Annotated in this window: 15 protein-coding genes; 13 read left to right on the plus strand and 2 right to left on the minus strand. The window is 33.9% G+C overall.

Going from position 1 to position 18,070, the window contains the following annotated elements; translation table 11 throughout:
• Nucleotides 1-2: 2 nt before the first annotated feature.
• The 13 genes from pseH to FTU83_RS04450 all read left to right on the plus strand — a co-directional run bounded on the left by pseH (nt 3) and on the right by FTU83_RS04450 (nt 14,905).
• A complete protein-coding gene (pseH, locus tag FTU83_RS04390; protein WP_180105762.1) occupies nt 3-515 on the plus strand; it encodes a UDP-4-amino-4,6-dideoxy-N-acetyl-beta-L-altrosamine N-acetyltransferase in 513 nt (170 codons plus the stop codon).
• A 2-nt stretch (nt 516-517) separates the two neighbouring features.
• Nucleotides 518-1,570 carry a pseudaminic acid synthase gene (pseI, locus tag FTU83_RS04395; RefSeq protein WP_180105761.1) on the plus strand — a complete coding sequence of 351 codons (1,053 nt, stop codon included), beginning with the start codon at nt 518-520 and terminating at the stop codon, nt 1,568-1,570.
• Nucleotides 1,570-2,796: an oligosaccharide flippase family protein gene (locus tag FTU83_RS04400; protein ID WP_180105760.1), complete on the plus strand. Its 1,227-nt coding sequence runs from the start codon at nt 1,570-1,572 to the stop codon at nt 2,794-2,796. Before pseI ends, FTU83_RS04400 begins: the two co-directional genes overlap by 1 nt.
• Nucleotides 2,797-2,799: 3 nt before the next feature.
• Complete coding sequence (locus tag FTU83_RS04405) at nt 2,800-4,281, plus strand: capsular biosynthesis protein (protein ID WP_180105759.1); 1,482 nt, start codon at nt 2,800-2,802, stop codon at nt 4,279-4,281.
• Nucleotides 4,282-4,395: 114 nt separating this feature from the next.
• The gene (locus tag FTU83_RS04410) at nt 4,396-5,385 is read left to right on the plus strand and encodes an EpsG family protein (protein WP_180105758.1); all 990 of its coding nucleotides are present in this window, start codon (nt 4,396-4,398) and stop codon (nt 5,383-5,385) included.
• Nucleotides 5,385-6,461 (plus strand): glycosyltransferase, encoded by a 1,077-nt coding sequence (locus FTU83_RS04415; RefSeq protein WP_180105757.1) that lies wholly within the window; start codon nt 5,385-5,387, stop codon nt 6,459-6,461. The genes FTU83_RS04410 and FTU83_RS04415 overlap by 1 nt, the downstream gene beginning before the upstream one ends.
• A complete protein-coding gene (locus tag FTU83_RS04420) occupies nt 6,461-7,519 on the plus strand; it encodes a glycosyltransferase (protein ID WP_180105756.1) in 1,059 nt (352 codons plus the stop codon). Before FTU83_RS04415 ends, FTU83_RS04420 begins: the two co-directional genes overlap by 1 nt.
• Before the next feature lie 291 nt (nt 7,520-7,810).
• On the plus strand, nt 7,811-8,431 hold the full coding sequence (locus FTU83_RS04425) for a sugar transferase (RefSeq protein WP_180105755.1): 621 nt from the start codon (nt 7,811-7,813) through the stop codon (nt 8,429-8,431).
• A 24-nt stretch (nt 8,432-8,455) separates the two neighbouring features.
• Nucleotides 8,456-9,331: a UTP--glucose-1-phosphate uridylyltransferase GalU gene (gene galU, locus FTU83_RS04430; protein ID WP_180105754.1), complete on the plus strand. Its 876-nt coding sequence runs from the start codon at nt 8,456-8,458 to the stop codon at nt 9,329-9,331.
• A 12-nt stretch (nt 9,332-9,343) separates the two neighbouring features.
• Nucleotides 9,344-10,597, plus strand: a complete 1,254-nt coding sequence (locus FTU83_RS04435) for a nucleotide sugar dehydrogenase (RefSeq protein ID WP_180105753.1) — start codon at nt 9,344-9,346, stop codon at nt 10,595-10,597.
• Nucleotides 10,597-12,270 carry a glucose-6-phosphate isomerase gene (gene pgi, locus FTU83_RS04440; RefSeq protein WP_180105752.1) on the plus strand — a complete coding sequence of 558 codons (1,674 nt, stop codon included), beginning with the start codon at nt 10,597-10,599 and terminating at the stop codon, nt 12,268-12,270. Before FTU83_RS04435 ends, pgi begins: the two co-directional genes overlap by 1 nt.
• The gene (gene galE, locus FTU83_RS04445; RefSeq protein ID WP_180105751.1) at nt 12,263-13,279 is read left to right on the plus strand and encodes a UDP-glucose 4-epimerase GalE; all 1,017 of its coding nucleotides are present in this window, start codon (nt 12,263-12,265) and stop codon (nt 13,277-13,279) included. The genes pgi and galE overlap by 8 nt, the downstream gene beginning before the upstream one ends.
• A gap of 183 nt (nt 13,280-13,462) precedes the next feature.
• Nucleotides 13,463-14,905: a capsule assembly Wzi family protein gene (locus tag FTU83_RS04450; protein WP_180105750.1), complete on the plus strand. Its 1,443-nt coding sequence runs from the start codon at nt 13,463-13,465 to the stop codon at nt 14,903-14,905.
• 102 nt (nt 14,906-15,007) lie between these two features.
• Here FTU83_RS04450 and FTU83_RS04455 read toward each other — a convergent pair whose 3' ends face one another.
• Both FTU83_RS04455 and FTU83_RS04460 read right to left on the minus strand, forming a co-directional pair.
• Nucleotides 15,008-16,378, minus strand: a complete 1,371-nt coding sequence (locus FTU83_RS04455) for a phosphomannomutase CpsG (protein ID WP_180105749.1) — start codon at nt 16,376-16,378, stop codon at nt 15,008-15,010.
• Between the two features lie 88 nt (nt 16,379-16,466).
• On the minus strand, nt 16,467-18,062 hold the full coding sequence (locus tag FTU83_RS04460; RefSeq protein ID WP_180105748.1) for a Tn7-like element transposition protein TnsE: 1,596 nt from the start codon (nt 18,060-18,062) through the stop codon (nt 16,467-16,469).
• Between the last annotated feature and the right edge of the window lie 8 nt (nt 18,063-18,070).

Genomic DNA, 18,070 nt, shown 5'->3' on the forward strand with positions numbered 1-18,070 from the left:
AAATGTTAGATCAACAGAATGCAAAATTAAGAAAGCTTGAAAAAAAAGATTTAGTGCAAGTTTTGCAATGGCGCAATCATGAAGACATTCGTAAATGGATGGTGAGTACTTCAAAAATTGCGTATGAAGATCATGAAGCATGGTTTGAAAGAAATAAAAATAGAACAGATCGTTTTTTTTGTATTTTTGAATATAATGAGCAACCCCAAGGTTATATCTCATTTCAATCCATTGAAAATAGTTCGGCATATGAATGGGGCTTTTATATTAAACCAAATGCTGAAAAAGGAATGGGTAATTTATTAGGGCAAGCTGCAATTAAATACGCATTTGATATTTTAGATATTGAAAAAATATTTGGGCAAGTTTTGGCTTTTAATGAAAAATCAATTTCTTTTCATCAAAAGTTAGGATTTCAGCAAGAAGGTTTACTTCGAGAACATTTCAAAGATAGTCGTGGGAAATTTGATATTTTTCAGTTTGGGCTATTGAAATCAGAATGGTTAGAGAGATAAAGATGAATAAAAAAATTCAGATTAATGGGCGTGATATTGGTACTGATTTCCCTCCATATATTATTGCTGAACTATCTGCAAACCATAATGGTAGTTTAGATACTGCATTGAAAATTATTGCGCAAGCCAAATTATGTGGTGCGGATGCGATTAAACTACAAACTTATAAAGCAGATACCATTACTTTAGACAGCCATAATGAAGAGTTTATGATTCGAGGCGGTCTATGGGATGGACAGTCATTATTTGAATTGTATGAAAAAGCACATATGCCTTGGGAATGGCACAAACCTTTGTTTGAGTATGCGCGTAAATTAGATATTACGATGTTTAGTTCGCCTTTTGATCATACAGCAGTAGATTTATTAGAAGATTTAAATGCACCTGCTTATAAAATTGCATCTTTTGAAGCAATTGATTTGCCTTTGATCAAGTATGTTGCTTCTACTGGCAAACCAATGATTATCTCGACAGGTATGGCTGATAAATCTGAAATTGCAGAGGCAATTGATGCTGCCTATGCTGGTGGTTGTAAGGAACTTGTTGTTTTACATTGTGTGAGTGGTTATCCAGCTCCTGCTGAAGACTATAATTTGTTGACATTGCAAGACATGGCAAAACGTTTTGATGTGCCAGTTGGTTTATCCGATCATACTTTGGATAATACAACAGCAATTGCTTCAGTAGTATTAGGTGCTTGTGTGATTGAAAAGCATTTTACACTAGATCGTAATGGTGGTGGTCCAGATGACAGTTTCTCTTTAGAGCCAAAAGAACTGCAGCAGTTGTGTCAAGGTGCTAAAACCGCTTGGCAAGCATTAGGCAAAGTAGATTATGGTCGTAAATCAAGTGAGCAGGGTAATGCTCAATTTAGACGTTCGCTTTACTTTGTAAAAGACTTAAAAGCAGGTGATATAATTGACGAATCTTGTATTCGTAGTGTCCGTCCTGGCTTTGGCTTAGCTCCTAAGTTTTATGATGAAATTTTAGGGAAAAAATTGTTAGTTGATATACAAATGAATACTCCTGTATCACTAGAGTTAATTAAGAAATAATGAAGAAATTAATTAACTTAGGGTTAAGAGGCCTTACAGTTTTATTTAAAGCAAGCCTTATTTTCTATATAGCCAAAGAGTTAAATACCTCTGATATGGCTATATATGGAGTTTTTGCTGCGATAATTACATACTTTATGTATTTTGTAGGAATGGATTTTTATACATATTATACAAGGGAAATAGCAGATGTAGATCCTAAAGAATGGTTTAAATATATAAAGAATACTAGTTATTTGTTTTCAGTAATGTATTTATTAGCTATTCCTTTATTGTATTTGATTATTTATTTCAAAATTTTAGAATTAAAATTTATTTTTATTTTTATTTTTATTTTATTTGCTGAACACATCAATCAAGAGATATGCAGACTATTAATAATGAAGCAAAGTGTACTGCTGAGTTCATTTTTAACATTTGTTAGGTCTGCTGCGTGGGCGCCTATTATTGTATTGCTTATGTATTTAAATATTGTTAATAAAAATATTGAAAATATTTTATATGCATGGGCTGTTGCAGATTTTACTTGCTTAATAATGGGGGGGTACATTATTGCAAAGATAATTGATGTTCCATTCGAAAAGAGTAAGGTAGATTTTTATTGGATAAAAAAAGGAATTATAATTTGTATTCCTTTTCTTATAGGAACTCTTGCTATTAGAGGAGTTAGTACCTTTGATAAAATATGGTTGCAAAAATATTTTAGTCAGGAGTTTTTGGCCTCTTATAGTTTTTTTTCTTCATTTTCAACTGTAGTTTTCACTATAGTTGATGCTTTAGTCTTAAGCTATACATATCCTAAATTAATTAGACTTTTTAAGAATAAAAATAAATTACTTTATAATAAAGAAATAAAAAGAATGCTTATTAGTGTATCGGGAATTTCTGCTATATCATGTTTTTTAATGTATTTTGCAACTTTAATTTTTTTAAATATTATGAAGCTAAATCAATATTTAAATGATATAAATATATTTGTAATAATGTTAGTAGGTGTTTTTTTAAATTGTATAGGTATGATTCCACATTATATTTTATATTCACAAGGTGTAGATAAGTCTATATATTATACTCATATTGTAACTTTTATTTTATTTTTAACCTTTTTATTTATTTTAACTCCATTATTCAGTGGTTATATAGTTCCTTTGTTAGTGCTATTCTTCTATTTAATTTTAGTGGTAGTGAAATCATATTTAACATATTTAAAGTGTGAGTTTAACTAGTCTATGAATTTTTTGTTATTAATTAATGATGCGCCTAGGTATAAATATTTCTTTGCTGAAATTGCAAAGAAAATAGAAGAAGAAGGACATAAAGTATTTTATGCTATTAATTCAGTTAAAACAAAAAAAACTGAACCTTTACCATGGATAGATGAATCTAAGCAAGCATTCTTTTTCGATGAATACATGAGTAAGGAACAAAATTTTACAATAAATTATTTAAATGATGAAACTTGGGGAGATATCTTATATCCTGAATTTGATAGATTTTTTAATCATCATTATAATTTAGATCAATCGAATGAATATTGGGAAACAATTATAAAAGGGCTTGATTCTTTTTTTTCTAATTTAATTCTTAATAAAGAAATTGATTGTATTTTATATGAAAATGTCTCTAATTCATTTGCATATTCAGCATATAAAGTTTCAAAAAAATTAAATAGATACTACATCGGATTAATGGGGTCACGCTTACCGAATCGATATGAAATTCAGACATCTATTATAGAAGATGAACTAAAATGTATAGATCATATGTTGTTATCTCCTGTTACCCTTGAAGAAACTAACTGGTACAAAGAATACTCTAATAGTCTTATTAATATACAACCCGATTATATGAAGCAAAGTAGTATTAATAAGCAGAAGAAAATTTCAGATTTTTTTTCAATTAAAAAAATTAAGAAATTGTTTGTATATTTGAATTTAATATTTAGCTTGGATTCTACATATGATTATCAAAAAGGTAGTATCAAGAAGTTAATTATAGCCGCAATTAAACAAGACTTGCGGAAAAGAAAGAATGAAAAAAAATCTTCTAAATACTATTTAGATTCTAAGAAGGTAGATGAACTTTTAGAGAAAAATGAAAGATTTTATATTTATCCACCACATTACCATCCAGAATCCTCAACTTCTGTTCTAGCAATGGATTACACACTTGAGTTGAATAATATTATTAATATACATAATAATTTGCCAGTAGGAACATATCTATATGTAAAGGACCATATTAGCGCTAGAGGCGTACAATCAGAAGATTTTTATAAAAAAATTTCAGCTTTACCAGGCGTACGTCTAATAAACTTTTCCTACAATGTAAAGAAATTAATACCTAAATCTTTAGGTGTAATAACTATTAATAGTACAGTAGGTTATGAAGCACTAATCTTAGGTAAGCCTGTTTATTTATTTGGTAAAGTTTTTTATATGAATTTTCCTAATGTTATAAAAATAAACTCGTTTTTAGATTTAAGGAGAAAATTGAATAAAAAAGAGAATAAACAAGATAAAGAGAATATAGAAAAATATATTATAGCATATAAAAGATATACATATGAAGGAAAGCTATATATAAACAATCCTGAATTATGGAGTGATGAGTATTTTAGGAAATTAGTTGAAAATATTTTTCATAGATTGTCCTTAGTAGATGGGTTGTCCTTAGTAGAAATAGGTGGTGATAAATGTATTGAAAATTAATAGATGTTTTAACCAAATGGGTTAATTTATTATATGTTCTAAGAGGTATGGGTAAATAAGCTAGTATTTATTAGAATGTTTTCTAAATACTAAATTTTAATAGGTATTGATTTTATGGTTCTTAAGAAAAAAAATCTCATACTTCCTTTAGAAGCTTTTTTCAGTGCTATAGCTCTTACTTGGGTATCTTTATACTTAATTGATAATCCTGACTTGGCGCCTTATATTTCATTGTTCTATTATGGAGATAGTTCAGAATCTACTGTAGAGCCTACAATGTATATATTGGGTTTTGTAGCTAAATCCTTTTCAAATATCTTAAATATTGAACCAATTTTAATATTTTATTTTAATTATATTTTTCTTCTACAAGTATTTTTATTTTTTGGTTTTTATAATATTACTAAAAAATCTATTATAAAATCAAATATTTTACTTTTTGCATGGTTGTTGGTATATGGTACTATGCATTGTTTAATCCAAATACGTTTTGGTTTGGCTAATGCTATATTTGTTTATATATTTTCTTTGTTTTATTCTAATAAGTCAATTTTCAAAACTTATTTGTTAGGGGGTTTAGGTATTTTAACTCATTATTCGAGTATATTTGCTATATTTTCTCTTTTATATATTCGTATAAAAGATAAATTATTCCAGACTCCAAGTTATAAATTAATACATTTAAGCTTTATTATAATTCTTCTTTCTTTTAAATTTAGTTTAATATTTAGTATTTTGCCTGACTTTGTTTATGTGCGATTGACTGGATATTTAACTAATGATGAGTTAGAAGGTGTTTCAATTGCAACAAGTGTAATTTCCTTTATATGCTATTTAACTTTAATACTTTGTCCAAGATTAAATGATGAGAAATTAAATTCTTTACGTATCTATGGTGCTTTAGGCTTTTTGCCATATTTTATTACTCCTGAGCTAGAAATTCTTGTTCGACTTGGTATTCCATTTCAATACTTACTGCTGATATATTTATTTTTAACATTTAGGATAAAAAAAGTAGCTATTCTATCAACTATCCCTTTACTTGCATTTTATAGTTATAAAATATTTTCTTCTGTTGGCGCATTTATAGGTTATTTGAAGTGATGAATATTTTACATATAGCTCCAGAATATAAGTGGTCTAAAATCTTTATTTTACCTATTGCTAATTATCAAATACAGCAAGGAAATAAAGTTTGGATATCTACTCCTAATGTACTAGAAAATACTTCCGAGCTTGACGAAGCTAAATTTGTTTCTTGGAATAGTAAATATAAAAATATTTTTAAGCATATTGGTAGGCTTTTTCTTATTTTGAAAATGGTGCATAAGTACAAAATAAATAAAGTATATTTTCATACTACAGTAGATTCAACTTTAAATATTTTTATTCTTAGTTTGTTTAGTTCGGCTCAGTTGGTATATGTGAATCATGGCGTGCCCTATTTGGGTTATAGCTCAATAATGCAATATATATTAAAATTATGTGAGATTGTTAATATTAATTTTTCTCACCGGTCTATTACAATTACTCAATCTATGAAGCAATTACTTGAGCCTTTAAATTATAAAAAAAAGGAAATTACTGCTTTAATTCCTGGTACATTGGTAGGTGTGAAAATCCCTTATTCAAGTTATACCGACTTACAATCTGCCCGTGCGCTATTGAAAGCAAACTCTGATAACTCAATATTAAAAATATTATATGTTGGGCGTCTAGAGCACCGAAAAGGTATTTATGATTTAATTGAAGCAATAAATCATACAAATCTGAACTGTGAATTAACTGTTTTGGGTGGCACAGCTAATGAGTTGGAAACAGAATTAGATTTATCAAAAGTAAAATTTGAAGGCTTTCAATCTGACTTGCGTTCTTATTATTTAAATGCTGATTTACTTTGTGTACCTTCTCACCATGAAGGTTTTGGACAAGTTTATTTAGAAGCAGCCGCTCATGGTGTGATTCCAGTGTGTTGTAATATTCCAGGGCCAACCGATTTTATAAAACACAACTCAAATGGTTTTATTGTTGAAGCAAAATCTCCCGATTCAATTCTAGAATTATTTGAAGAGATAAATTTAAAAAAATTTGATTTAGATGCAATTCAAAAGCGAGCTTTTGAATCGGTTCAAGCATATGAATCATCTCAAGTAATTAGTAACAATATGGATCATTTCTAATGACTATTTATTTTGTAACGAATGGCATTAACCGTATGGCTGGTACAGAGCGCGTTATTGTTCAACTTGCACAAGCTCTTGAAGATGTCATTATTCTCGTTCCAGGAAGTGAGCAATGTGCTTTTTCTGGATGTGAAAACTTAAATATACAATCATTAGAAGTTGGCGAATTTCCAACCCATAATAAGTTAGCTAAAATCATCCATAGATTAAACTATTTCCGTAAGCTGAAATCGATTCTCAAAAGAAACGATACGGTTGTAAGTTTTTCTTTTGATTTAAATTTAGTAAATATTAAACTTTCAAAAATATTAAATTATACCCCTATAGTCTGTGAGCACATCGAATATAACTATCATAAAGGGTTTAGGAATCTCATTAGAAAAAAATTTTATAGTCAAGATATGGTTACCTTAGTCTGTTTAACAGAGACGGATAAGAGAAAGTTCTTAAATGATGGCATCCGTACACTAGTAATTCCTAATTTTATTCATCCTCTAGATAGTAAATATAACAGTGAATCAAAAAAGATTTTATCAATAGGGCGATTGGAGTTTCAGAAAAATTTTGCTTTTCTTATTGAAGCATTCCATTTATCTAAAATTTATGAGAATGGATGGGTTCTAGATATCGTAGGCGAGGGCTCGGAACAGAAAGAGCTAGAAGAAAAAATTAAATCATTAAATATGAATGAGTTCATAAAAATTCATCCATTTACTAAGAATATATCAAAATTTTATCAAGATTCAGCACTTATGTGCATGACAAGTAGATTTGAAGCTTTTCCTATGGTTCTATTGGAAGCTATGAATAATTCTTTACCTGTTCTTGTGAGCAACTTCCCAACAGGGGCCAGTGAAATTTTAGGTGAAGGAAATACACAAATTGTATCGGACTATACACCCGAGGCGTTTGGTAAATTATTAGCCGTTTATTGTTTAAATGAAAATTTGCGGAAAATTTTATCAGAGAAAAACTCAGAGTTAATATGTAAATATTATCCTGAACAGATTATACATTCATGGAAAGAGTTGTTAAAGCCAAATGCCAATGAATGATTTTTATAAATTAAGGAAGTAATAGCTTGAATTATTACCTTTTGTATATTGTATGAGAAACAAAAAATAGTGGATCTTTTGGAATAAATTTTATTATAAAGTTTGTTTTTTAAGTTAATTAAAGTTACAAAATTTGAAATATAGATGTAATACAATACGTTATAATATCATGTATCCACGATAGAGTTGGCTTCTCTTCTTACTAAGAAGAAGTGAATAATTTATGATTTAATATGACTTTTTTTATTTATATGTTTTCCTAGGAAAGATTCAGAAAGAGTGAATGAAAATATGAAGCGTTTAGTAGACATAGTCATTTCTTTAATAGCTTTAATTGTGCTGTCACCAATATTTCTGATAGTTGCTTATAAAGTCAGTAAAAATTTAGGCTCTCCAATCTTTTTTCTGCAAGAACGTCCTGGTAAAGATGGTAAACTCTTTAAAATGATTAAGTTCCGGTCGATGAAAGATGCAGTGGATAAAGAAGGCAATCCATTACCAGATGAACAGCGTATAACACCGTTTGGACAAAAATTGCGTTCTACAAGTTTAGATGAAATGCCACAACTCATAAATGTCTTAAAAGGGGATATGAGTATTGTGGGACCACGTCCTATGCTTAAAGACTTTGTAGCATTATACTCGCCAGAACAAGCTCGTCGTTTGGAAGTTAAACCCGGTATGACTGGCCTAGCACAGGTAAGTGGACGAAATGAACTTGATTATGAAGAACGCTTTAAATGCGACGTTTGGTATGTAGATAACCATAATACTTTGGTTGACTTTAAAATCATGTTCAAAACAGTCGGTGTGATGACCAAACGCGAAGGTATTAATGCACCGGGTCATGTTGGTCCTTCTTTATTTCAAGGAAATGATCCTGAAAAAATTAAAGATAAAATTAAGTCATAAATTTTTATTAGCGAACTATTTGTAATGATCAAAAAAGCCATTCTCCCTGTTGCCGGTTTAGGTACACGTTTTTTACCTGCGAGTAAATCTATTCCCAAAGAAATGGTCACTGTGGTTGACCGACCTGCGATTGAATATGTAGTTAAAGAAGCAGTTGCTGCTGGCATTGAACAGATTATTCTTGTTACCCATTCTTCAAAAACTTCGATTGAAAATTACTTTGATCGAAATTTTGAGCTGGAAACCACTCTAGAACATAAAAAGAAATTTGATTTACTCAAAGAAATCACAGAAATTTTACCGCCACATGTGAGTGTAATCAGTGTGCGTCAACCACAGCCACTTGGTTTAGGCCATGCTGTATTGTGTGCAAAAGCTGTTGTGGGGAATGATGATTTTGCTGTGCTATTACCAGATGTTCTTGTAAAAGATTCATCTGAAACTAATGATCTAAGTCTCATGATTCAACGTTTTGATGAAACCAATGCATCACAGATTATGGTCGAAGCTGTACCAGATCATTTGGTGGATCAATATGGCATTGTAGATGTTGCTTCTACACCTGAAGAAGGGCATAGCATCGTCATGCAAGGCATTGTGGAAAAACCAGCAGTCGGTTCAGCACCATCAAATTTATCTGTGGTGGGTCGTTATATTTTGCCTGCTAAAATTATGCAACTTTTAGAGCAAACACCTAAAGGTGCGGGCAATGAAATCCAACTGACCGATGCGATTGCCATTCTACAACAAACCGATACAGTTGAAGCCTATCGTATGAAAGGTCAAACTTTTGACTGTGGTAGCAAGTTAGGATATTTAAAAGCAGTGCTGCATTATGGGGTAGACCATCCAAAGTTAGGTGAGGAATTTAAAGCGCTGATCAAAGAACTAAAACTATAAAAAGAGACTGATATGAAGGTTGCAGTATTTGGACAAACACTTTTTTCAGGTGTATTTGCTGCTTTGCTAGCAGAATGCGGTCATCACGTTTTTTGGTATGAACCACTGAAAACGTATGAAAGCGAACAAATGTATATGCAAGATGAAGCTGTAAAAAATCTACTCAACAAACAAAAAAGTAATTTTTTAAAATACTGCAATTTTAATGATATTCCACTAGATGTAGATGCTTATTTCTTCAGTTTTAACCCTGCCGAAGAAAAGCAATGTATTGAAATTCTTCAAAACATCAAACAACGTCCCATTATTCACCCTAAACTGATGATCAATGCGTCTACTTTAGGACTACATGGGACAGAAAAATTTGCAAAAATTTTGCATGAAGATGAGTGGGTCTATTTACCCGACATGATTCAGGAAGGAAACGCTTTACAAAGCTTTGCCCAAGCCAAGCAGTTGATTGTTGGAACTGCATCGGATATTGCTCAAATTAAAATTAAGGAACTCTTACGCCCTTTATTCCCACGTCAGCAGCAGTATCTTTTTATGCCCATTTTAGATGCTGAATTTACCAAGTTGAGTATCTCTGGCATGTTGGCGACACGAATTAGTTATATCAATGACTTGGCAATGGTTGCTGAGAAATTAGGTATTGATATTGAGTCAGTTCGTCAGGGGATGGCTGCGGATAATCGTATTGGAGGATCTTATCTCTATCCGGGTGCAGGCTTTGGTGGAGAAAACTTTTCACATGATATTCAGACCCTAACGCATACGGTGTCAGGTGTTGGTGCAAATAGCCAATTACTAGCTCAAGTGTGGGAAATTAATGAGCAGCAAAAAGAAGTTTTATTCCGCAAATTATGGAATTATTATCATGGTGATTTAAAAGGGAAAACTGTTGCAATATGGGGCGCTGCATTTAAAGAAAAAACCTCCAGTACGCGACAATCTCCTATTCATGCCATGTTGGCAGCACTATGGGCTCAAGGTGTAAAAGTTAAATTACACGACCCTCAAGCCTTGGAAGAAATTAAAAAAATATATGGTGAGCGACCTGATCTTATATATTGCACAGAACAATATGAGGCAGTGCAAGATGCACATGCTTTGTGTTTATTGACTGCATGGAAACAATATTGGAGTCCAAATTATACCGAATTGCTTAAAACCATGCAGCATCCGCTTATTTTGGATGGGCGCAATATTTATGATCCAGCATATGTGAAGTCTCAAGGTTTTGCATATATGGGGGTAGGACGTTAATGGCTGTTAAAACTCAACCCTATATGGTCGAACATTTAGATTCAGTTTTAGGCAGTCTTCATAGTTTGAAAACTGAATTTGAAAATAAGCATTTAACAGAACTCTTTGCTGAAGACCCTCAGCGATTCGAAAAATTCTCTGTGCCTTTAGAGCCGGTGGTTTTTGATTTTAGTAAACATAGAGTCAATCAGCCCGTTGTCAAAAATCTAGTCCAGTGGGCACAGATACAAGATTTAACGTCGTGGATAAAGCGTTTATTTTCTACTGAAGAAATTAACTATACCGAACAGCGTGCAGCCATGCATTGGGCGCTACGGTTACCTAAAGATGATCAGTCTCATCCTGAATTAGCAGAACAAGTGCATACACAACTTGAGCGTATGTATGCTTTGGTAGAAAAAATTCATGCCGGCCAATGCCGCGGTGCAACGGGTGAAGTCATTCAAGACGTGGTGAATATTGGGGTCGGAGGGTCAGACTTAGGACCACTGATGGTCAGTCATGCCTTATCTGATTTCAAAAAATCCACACATAAGCCACTCGATGTACATTTTGTTTCGACCATTGATGGTAGTCAGCTTTCAGATTTATTGCATCAACTTCGCCCCGAAACCACGCTATTTATTATTTCTTCAAAATCGTTCGGGACCATTGATACCTTATCCAATGCGCAAACAGTGCGTTTATGGCTCGAAAAAGCACTTGGACAAGAATCACAAATTTTAAAGCATCATTTTATTGGCGTATCTACCAAAGCAGATAAAATGACAGAATGGGGTATTGCAGCCGAAAACCAATTTTTGCTCTGGGATTGGGTAGGCGGTCGTTATTCACTTTGGTCATGTATTGGTTTACCGATTGCACTGACAATTGGTGTTGATGGCTTTAAACAACTGTTAGCTGGCGCATATGCGGTAGACCAGCATTTTCAGACTGCACCTTTCGAACACAATATTCCTGTATTGATGGGTTTATTGGGGGCTTGGAATAATAATTTTCTTGATATTCAAACCCATGCAGTATTGCCTTATGACGGACGTTTGAAATATTTCGCTTCTTATTTACAGCAGTTGGAAATGGAGTCGAATGGTAAGTCGATTCAAAGAGACGGCAAGAAAGTAGATTTAGATACGTGTCCGATTATATGGGGGGAAGTGGGACCAAATGCGCAGCATGCTTTTTACCAATTGCTGCATCAAGGCAGCCAAGCAGTGAGCTGTGATTTTATTGCGCCAGTGCAGCGCTATCAGGCCCAACAATTTACCTATGTCGATAATGCAGAGGCGCTGGTAGAACAGCATCATTTGGCCTTATCCAATTGTTTGGCTCAGTCGCGCTTACTGGCATTTGGTAATCAAGCTTTAAATCAACATGAAGTACAAGATTTGCCGGAATATAAACAATATGAAGGCAATCAACCAAGTTCAACCATTTTATTGCAAGAGCTACATCCATATAGTTTGGGCATGTTGATCGCAATGTATGAACATAAAGTTTTTGTACAGTCGGTGCTTTGGAATATTAACCCGTTTGATCAATGGGGTGTAGAAAAAGGCAAAGAAATTGCCAATCAGCTACTTCCAATATTAAATGGTGATCGAAAGGATATTGCGGATTTAGATGGTTCAACGCAAGGCTTACTACAAATATTATTAGGAAAAACCAATGGCTAAAATTTTAGTAACAGGTGGTGCAGGTTATATTGGTTCACATACTTGTATTCAACTTTTGAGCGCAGGGCATGACGTTGTTGTACTGGATAATTTGTCCAACAGTTCTGTCGAATCTTTAGCACGTGTTCAAGCGTTGGCAGCTAAAAAATTAGATTTTGTTGAAGGTGATATTCTCGATCAGCAAATTTTAGATCAAATTTTTCAGCATCATTCTATTGATGCTGTGATTCACTTTGCAGGTTTAAAAGCTGTGGGTGAAAGCCAAAAAGAGCCTCTTAAATATTTTGAAAATAATATCTCAGGTTCTATTAGCTTAGTTAAAGCGATGGAGCGTGCTCAAGTCTTTAAGTTGGTCTTTAGTTCATCGGCAACAGTTTATGATGAAGCCAATATTTCACCCTTGAATGAAACCATGCCTACAGGTATGCCAAGCAATAACTATGGCTATACCAAACTGATTGTTGAGCAATTACTAGAAAAATTAGCAGCTGCAGATGAGCGTTGGTCAATCGCTTTGCTGCGTTATTTTAACCCAGTAGGGGCACATCAAAGTGGTCAAATTGGTGAAGACCCACAAGGGATACCCAATAATTTGATGCCTTATGTCACACAGGTGGCAGTCGGCCGTCGTGATAAGTTGTCAATTTTTGGCAATGATTATGACACGGTAGATGGTACAGGTGTGCGTGATTATATTCACGTGGTTGATTTGGCCAATGCACATTTATGCGCATTGAATCATCGTTTAAAAACGCAAGGATGCCGCGCTTGGAATATTGGTACAGGCAATGGGATTTCAGTAAAACAAATTCGGGATACTTTTGAAAAAGTGAATGGTGTTGAGATACCTTTTGAATATGTACCTCGTCGAGAAGGTGATGTTGCAACTTCATTTGCTGATAATGCCCGTGCTGTCGCAGAGTTAGATTGGCAGCCTCAATATGGTTTAGAAGATATGTTGAAGGATAGCTGGAACTGGCAAAAGCAAAATCCAAATGGATACAACTAAGATTTAAATTTAGTGTGTAAATTCATTAAATACAGTATGGCAAATTTTGTATTTGCCATACTTCTCACTACTTAACTTAAGTCGTGAGTCGTGTATTGATTGTGCAAAAATGATGATAGATCTTATCTTTTGTTTGAAAAAAATCGTTATCATATGTGAAAGATAAATTGACTGAAATAATATATGAAATATCAATCTCTTAGGGTTTTATCATTTGCCATTTTTTCTTCTCTAGCTCTGCCGGTTTACGCTCAAGGGATCATTTTGAATAATGATGGTCTACGTACAGATCTAAATTGGCTGAACCAACAAGGTGTGATTCAAATCAGCACTTCGACTTGGCCATTGAGTGGTGAAGAAATTCAGCGTGCATTATCTACTGCCAAAATTGAAAATAATGCTCAGCAGAAAGTTGTCAATTCGGTTATGGCAAATTTAGAAGCAGAAAATACCTCTATTAAGCTCGCTTTATTTGCTGAAACAGATCCACAGAACATCCCGCAAAAATTTGCAGATGAGCAAAAATCGCAATATCAAGCGGCCCTTGAATTGAATGCAGGTGGAACGCAGTGGGATGCAAGACTGCGAGTCAATACTGAAAAAGATCCAATCATTGACCATGGACATGATGTCAATTTAGAAGGTTCTTATATTGCAGGAAAATTGTGGAATCAATGGTTGATTGCGGGACAAATCCCAACCTATTGGGGACCTGGACATGAAGGAAGCCTAATCCGTGGTGATGCGAGTCGCCCTGTTTATGGTTTTACTATGCAAAGAGCGGAACAACAGGCCTTTGAAACAAAGTGGTTGTCTTGGATTGGACCTTGGCAATATCAAGCTTTTGCAGGTCAATTAGATGACTACAGTGCGATTCCAGATGCCAAACTATTAGGGCTGCGTCTAACTTCACAGCCATTGCCTTACTTGGAGCTAGGCGCTTCTCGAATTCTTCAATGGGGAGGTGAGGGGCGCTCAGAAAGTTTTGACTCATTATGGAATGCAATTAAAGGTAATGACAACTTTTATGATGGCGATCTAGATAAGTCTAATCAAATTGCGGGTTTTGATGCACGCCTTAATTTAAACCACTGGAGTGGTGTCCCGATTAGCCTTTATGGGCAATATGTAGGTGAAGATGAAGCTGGGCTTCTTCCTTCAAAAAAAATGTATTTAGCAGGGGTAGATTATTCTTCACAATTGAATAATTTACCTTTCCAGGTGTATGCGGAATGGGCTGATACTCGAACCAATGGCGACGTACAAGGTATTTCCTATAATCACTATATTTATCAAGATGGCTATTATCAACACGGCTTCCCGTTAGGGCATGCCATGGGCGGGGATGGTCAAATAGTAAGTCTTGGTGGAGATATTCGCTTTGATGTTATGAATCGCTTAAATGGTCGAGTAATGATGGCCAAAGTGAATCAGTCAAATTCAATAAATAATCATGCATTTGCGCAAAAAGATGAAATTAAAGCTTTAGATCTTACTTGGACACATTATTTAAAATCAAATGCGCCATTGAAGCTGAATGGATGGGTGAGTGATTCTGATGTCTATGGTCAAGATGCGGGAGTGTCTATCGGGGTCGAAATTCCATTGGATCGTTCACTATTTTAATCAGTCGTCAGCTTGGATAGAATTTCTTTTGAGTTAAGCTAAAAATAAACCATTCAACTTATTGAATAAGTTGAATGGTTTTTTATTAGCATGCAGAAAAATTTACCCTTGAATCAACTGTGTTAATTCATCGACATAATCTTGCATTGGTTTTGGATTTTGATCTTTTCGACTCTCAATATTTAAGCGCAATAATGGCTCTGTATTTGATGCTCGAACATTGAAGCGCCATGCACCAAAATTTAGACTGACACCATCCGTTTCATCAATCGCAGGATTTTGATCGGCAAAGTGATCAAAAATCTTTTGAATAGTGGCTTGAGTATCCGCAACTTTAAAATTGATTTCACCCGAACAAGGGAACTCTTCAATCATTTCTTCAACCAGTGAAGACAATGTTTGCTGGGTTTCTGAGAGTACAGAAATTGCCAATAACCAAGGAATCATACCGCTATCACAATAAGAGAAATCACGGAAGTAATGATGTGCTGACATTTCACCGCCATACACTGCATTGTGCTCACGCATTTTTTCTTTAATGTATGAATGCCCTGATTTAGACTGAATCGCTTCACCTTGGTACTGTTCAATGACATCAAAGGTATTCCAAACCAGACGAGGGTCATGCACAATTTTCTCACCAGATTGTTTCAGTAAGAATGCTTGTGCCAATAGACCGACAATATAATAGCCTTCAATGAATTGGCCTTTCTCATCAAATAAGAAGCAGCGGTCAAAGTCGCCATCCCAAGCGATACCCATATCTGCATGATGTTCAATCACCGCATTACGGGTGCTGTCACGGTTTTCAACAAGAATAGGGTTGGGAATACCATTCGGGAAAGTACCATCAGCATCATTATGAATTTTAATCAATTCTACTGGAAGGTTAAGTTGTTTGAACTTTGCTTCAATGGCATCAACCACATGACCAGCAGCGCCGTTGCCCGCATTCATGACTAATTTGAGTGGGCGAATTTTAGCAGGATTAATATAAGACATTAAATGATCAATATATTCAGGCAGAATATTGTACTTTTCAGTTAAGCCTTTGGCTGTAATTGCATTAAAGTTGCCTGATTCAGCCAGTAAGCGAATTTCTTTTAGACCTGAATCTGCTCCAATGGGGCGTGCATTTTCGCGGACCAATTTCATGCCGTTATAGTCCATTGGATTATGACTTGCGGTAATTTCGATGCCACCTTGTACATCAAGATGAAAAGCGCCGAAATAGACTTCTTCAGTCCCAGTCATACCTAAATCTAAAACATCAACACCCGCATCATTCAGACCTTTGATGGTGGCTTGCTTTAAAGCTTCACTGCTTAGGCGGATGTCGCAGCCAACCACAATTTTTTTAGGTTGATAAATTTGCCCATAAGCGCGACCGATTTTATAAGCAATCTCTTCATTGAGTTCTGTACCGAGTTTGCCGCGAATGTCATAGGCTTTAAAACAAGTAAGTTGTGTCATCTAAATTCTCGAAATAATTCCTGCGAAGTAAGGAAGGTATGATTATAGAAGGAAAATCGCTCCTATATGCCAAGATACTGTTTAACCTTTATATTGATTTTACCTTTGCTAAGATTCGTTGAGCCCAGTCAACATAATAATTTACATCGTCTAGTTGTTCCTTTTTTGAAGGATGATTAATTGTAGTAAAGGCGGTAATACCTCTTACTTCAGATATAAACTTTTTAGGCCAACTGAGTGATTGAGAAAGTATTGAATTGTTTAATTTTTCGAAATCTATCTCAATTAATAATTGAGTTTTTTCTTCATATCGGAGTAATAGTGTAGAGATGTTCTTTTTTCCATCTGATGTATCAATTTCACATAGATAGAATTGTTCATCATTTTTTGTGTTTATAATTCTATAGACATAAAAGTATCGTAGTTGATTGGCGTTAGAAAACTTGTGGCCTCGGAAACGTTTATATTTTTTAAACGGTGAATTCTTAATTTCTTTGATTTCATATCCTTTTTGTTCAATTTTGTCCAATACCTTAATCAAGTCTTTATGAGTGACTCGCTCTAGTTGAATATCTGATTCTGTTGTAACTCCAGGCAGAGTACCCTCTATATCTCCTTCTCCGCCAGCAAATCCTTCTTCTTGATTTTGGTCTTTATCCATCTGCTTTCGTCTTTGCCGTATGGTAGTTTCGGAAGGGGGCGTCTCTAAAGAAATTTTTAATTCTTCTATCGTATAAATTTTTCCTGGGAGGTTTCTTAGTTTGGCTATTAGTTTATCGATATCTGCATCAGCTTTTTGATTTAATTTTTCTCTAGGTGGACATGTTGGTGTTGACTGCTTGGGATTTTGTCCTTGAGCATTTTTTATTTGTTGTATAATCTTTTTTGAAGTGAAATGAAATTGAATAGGGCGGTTGATAGCTGTATCAAGATTTTTGAAAGACGTGATGCGCTCAATTCTGTAAATACCTGTTTTTTTATTAAAAATACCCTCTACTGTTAGGTTAATATTTTTGATATTAGGAGCTTCCATATCAAAATTAAAGCTTTTAACACCTTTTTGATCAACAATTGTTTTTTGATAAATACTAAGGAAGGCCTTATTTAAGTCCGGCTGTAATAAAATTAAAGCTAGCTTCTTTAAAAAATGAGGATCAGAGATATCAGCTCTCATAATTTTTTTGTTTTGCGCAATATTAATATGTATAGCATTTTCATCATTCATATCCACTAAAATATCTGTTGAATAATTTTCTGCAAAAAGTGCTGCACGTAAAAGATAGGGGTGTGAAAAAAATAGATCCCGAGCAAGAATAAGCTTAGGTAAAAGAATTGTCATATTTTTCTTTAATATGGGTGAATCATAATTAAACTCAAAGTATAACTGACCGTTATGCGTTTTTTGATAATTGTTCTTGGATAAATCTAAAACGTTGAGCGCTGAAAAATCCACTGATTTCAGGGTGTGGTTAAATAATTTCTGTGGATCAGGATTGGCAATTGGAGTTTTATGGTAATAAAGAAGAATACTTTCAATTGGCAATTTAAGATGAATATACCGTTTAATAAGAGGGTTAAATAAACAAGTATCAATATCAAACCGAGTTTGACCATGTCGACTAATTTTTTTCGCAGTATAATAAATCATATCTTTCGGTAAATATTCGATCAGACAATCACTCATTTTTAATT

Source organism: Acinetobacter sp. YH12152, from assembly GCF_013418285.1.
GTDB classification, from domain to species: domain Bacteria; phylum Pseudomonadota; class Gammaproteobacteria; order Pseudomonadales; family Moraxellaceae; genus Acinetobacter; species Acinetobacter amyesii.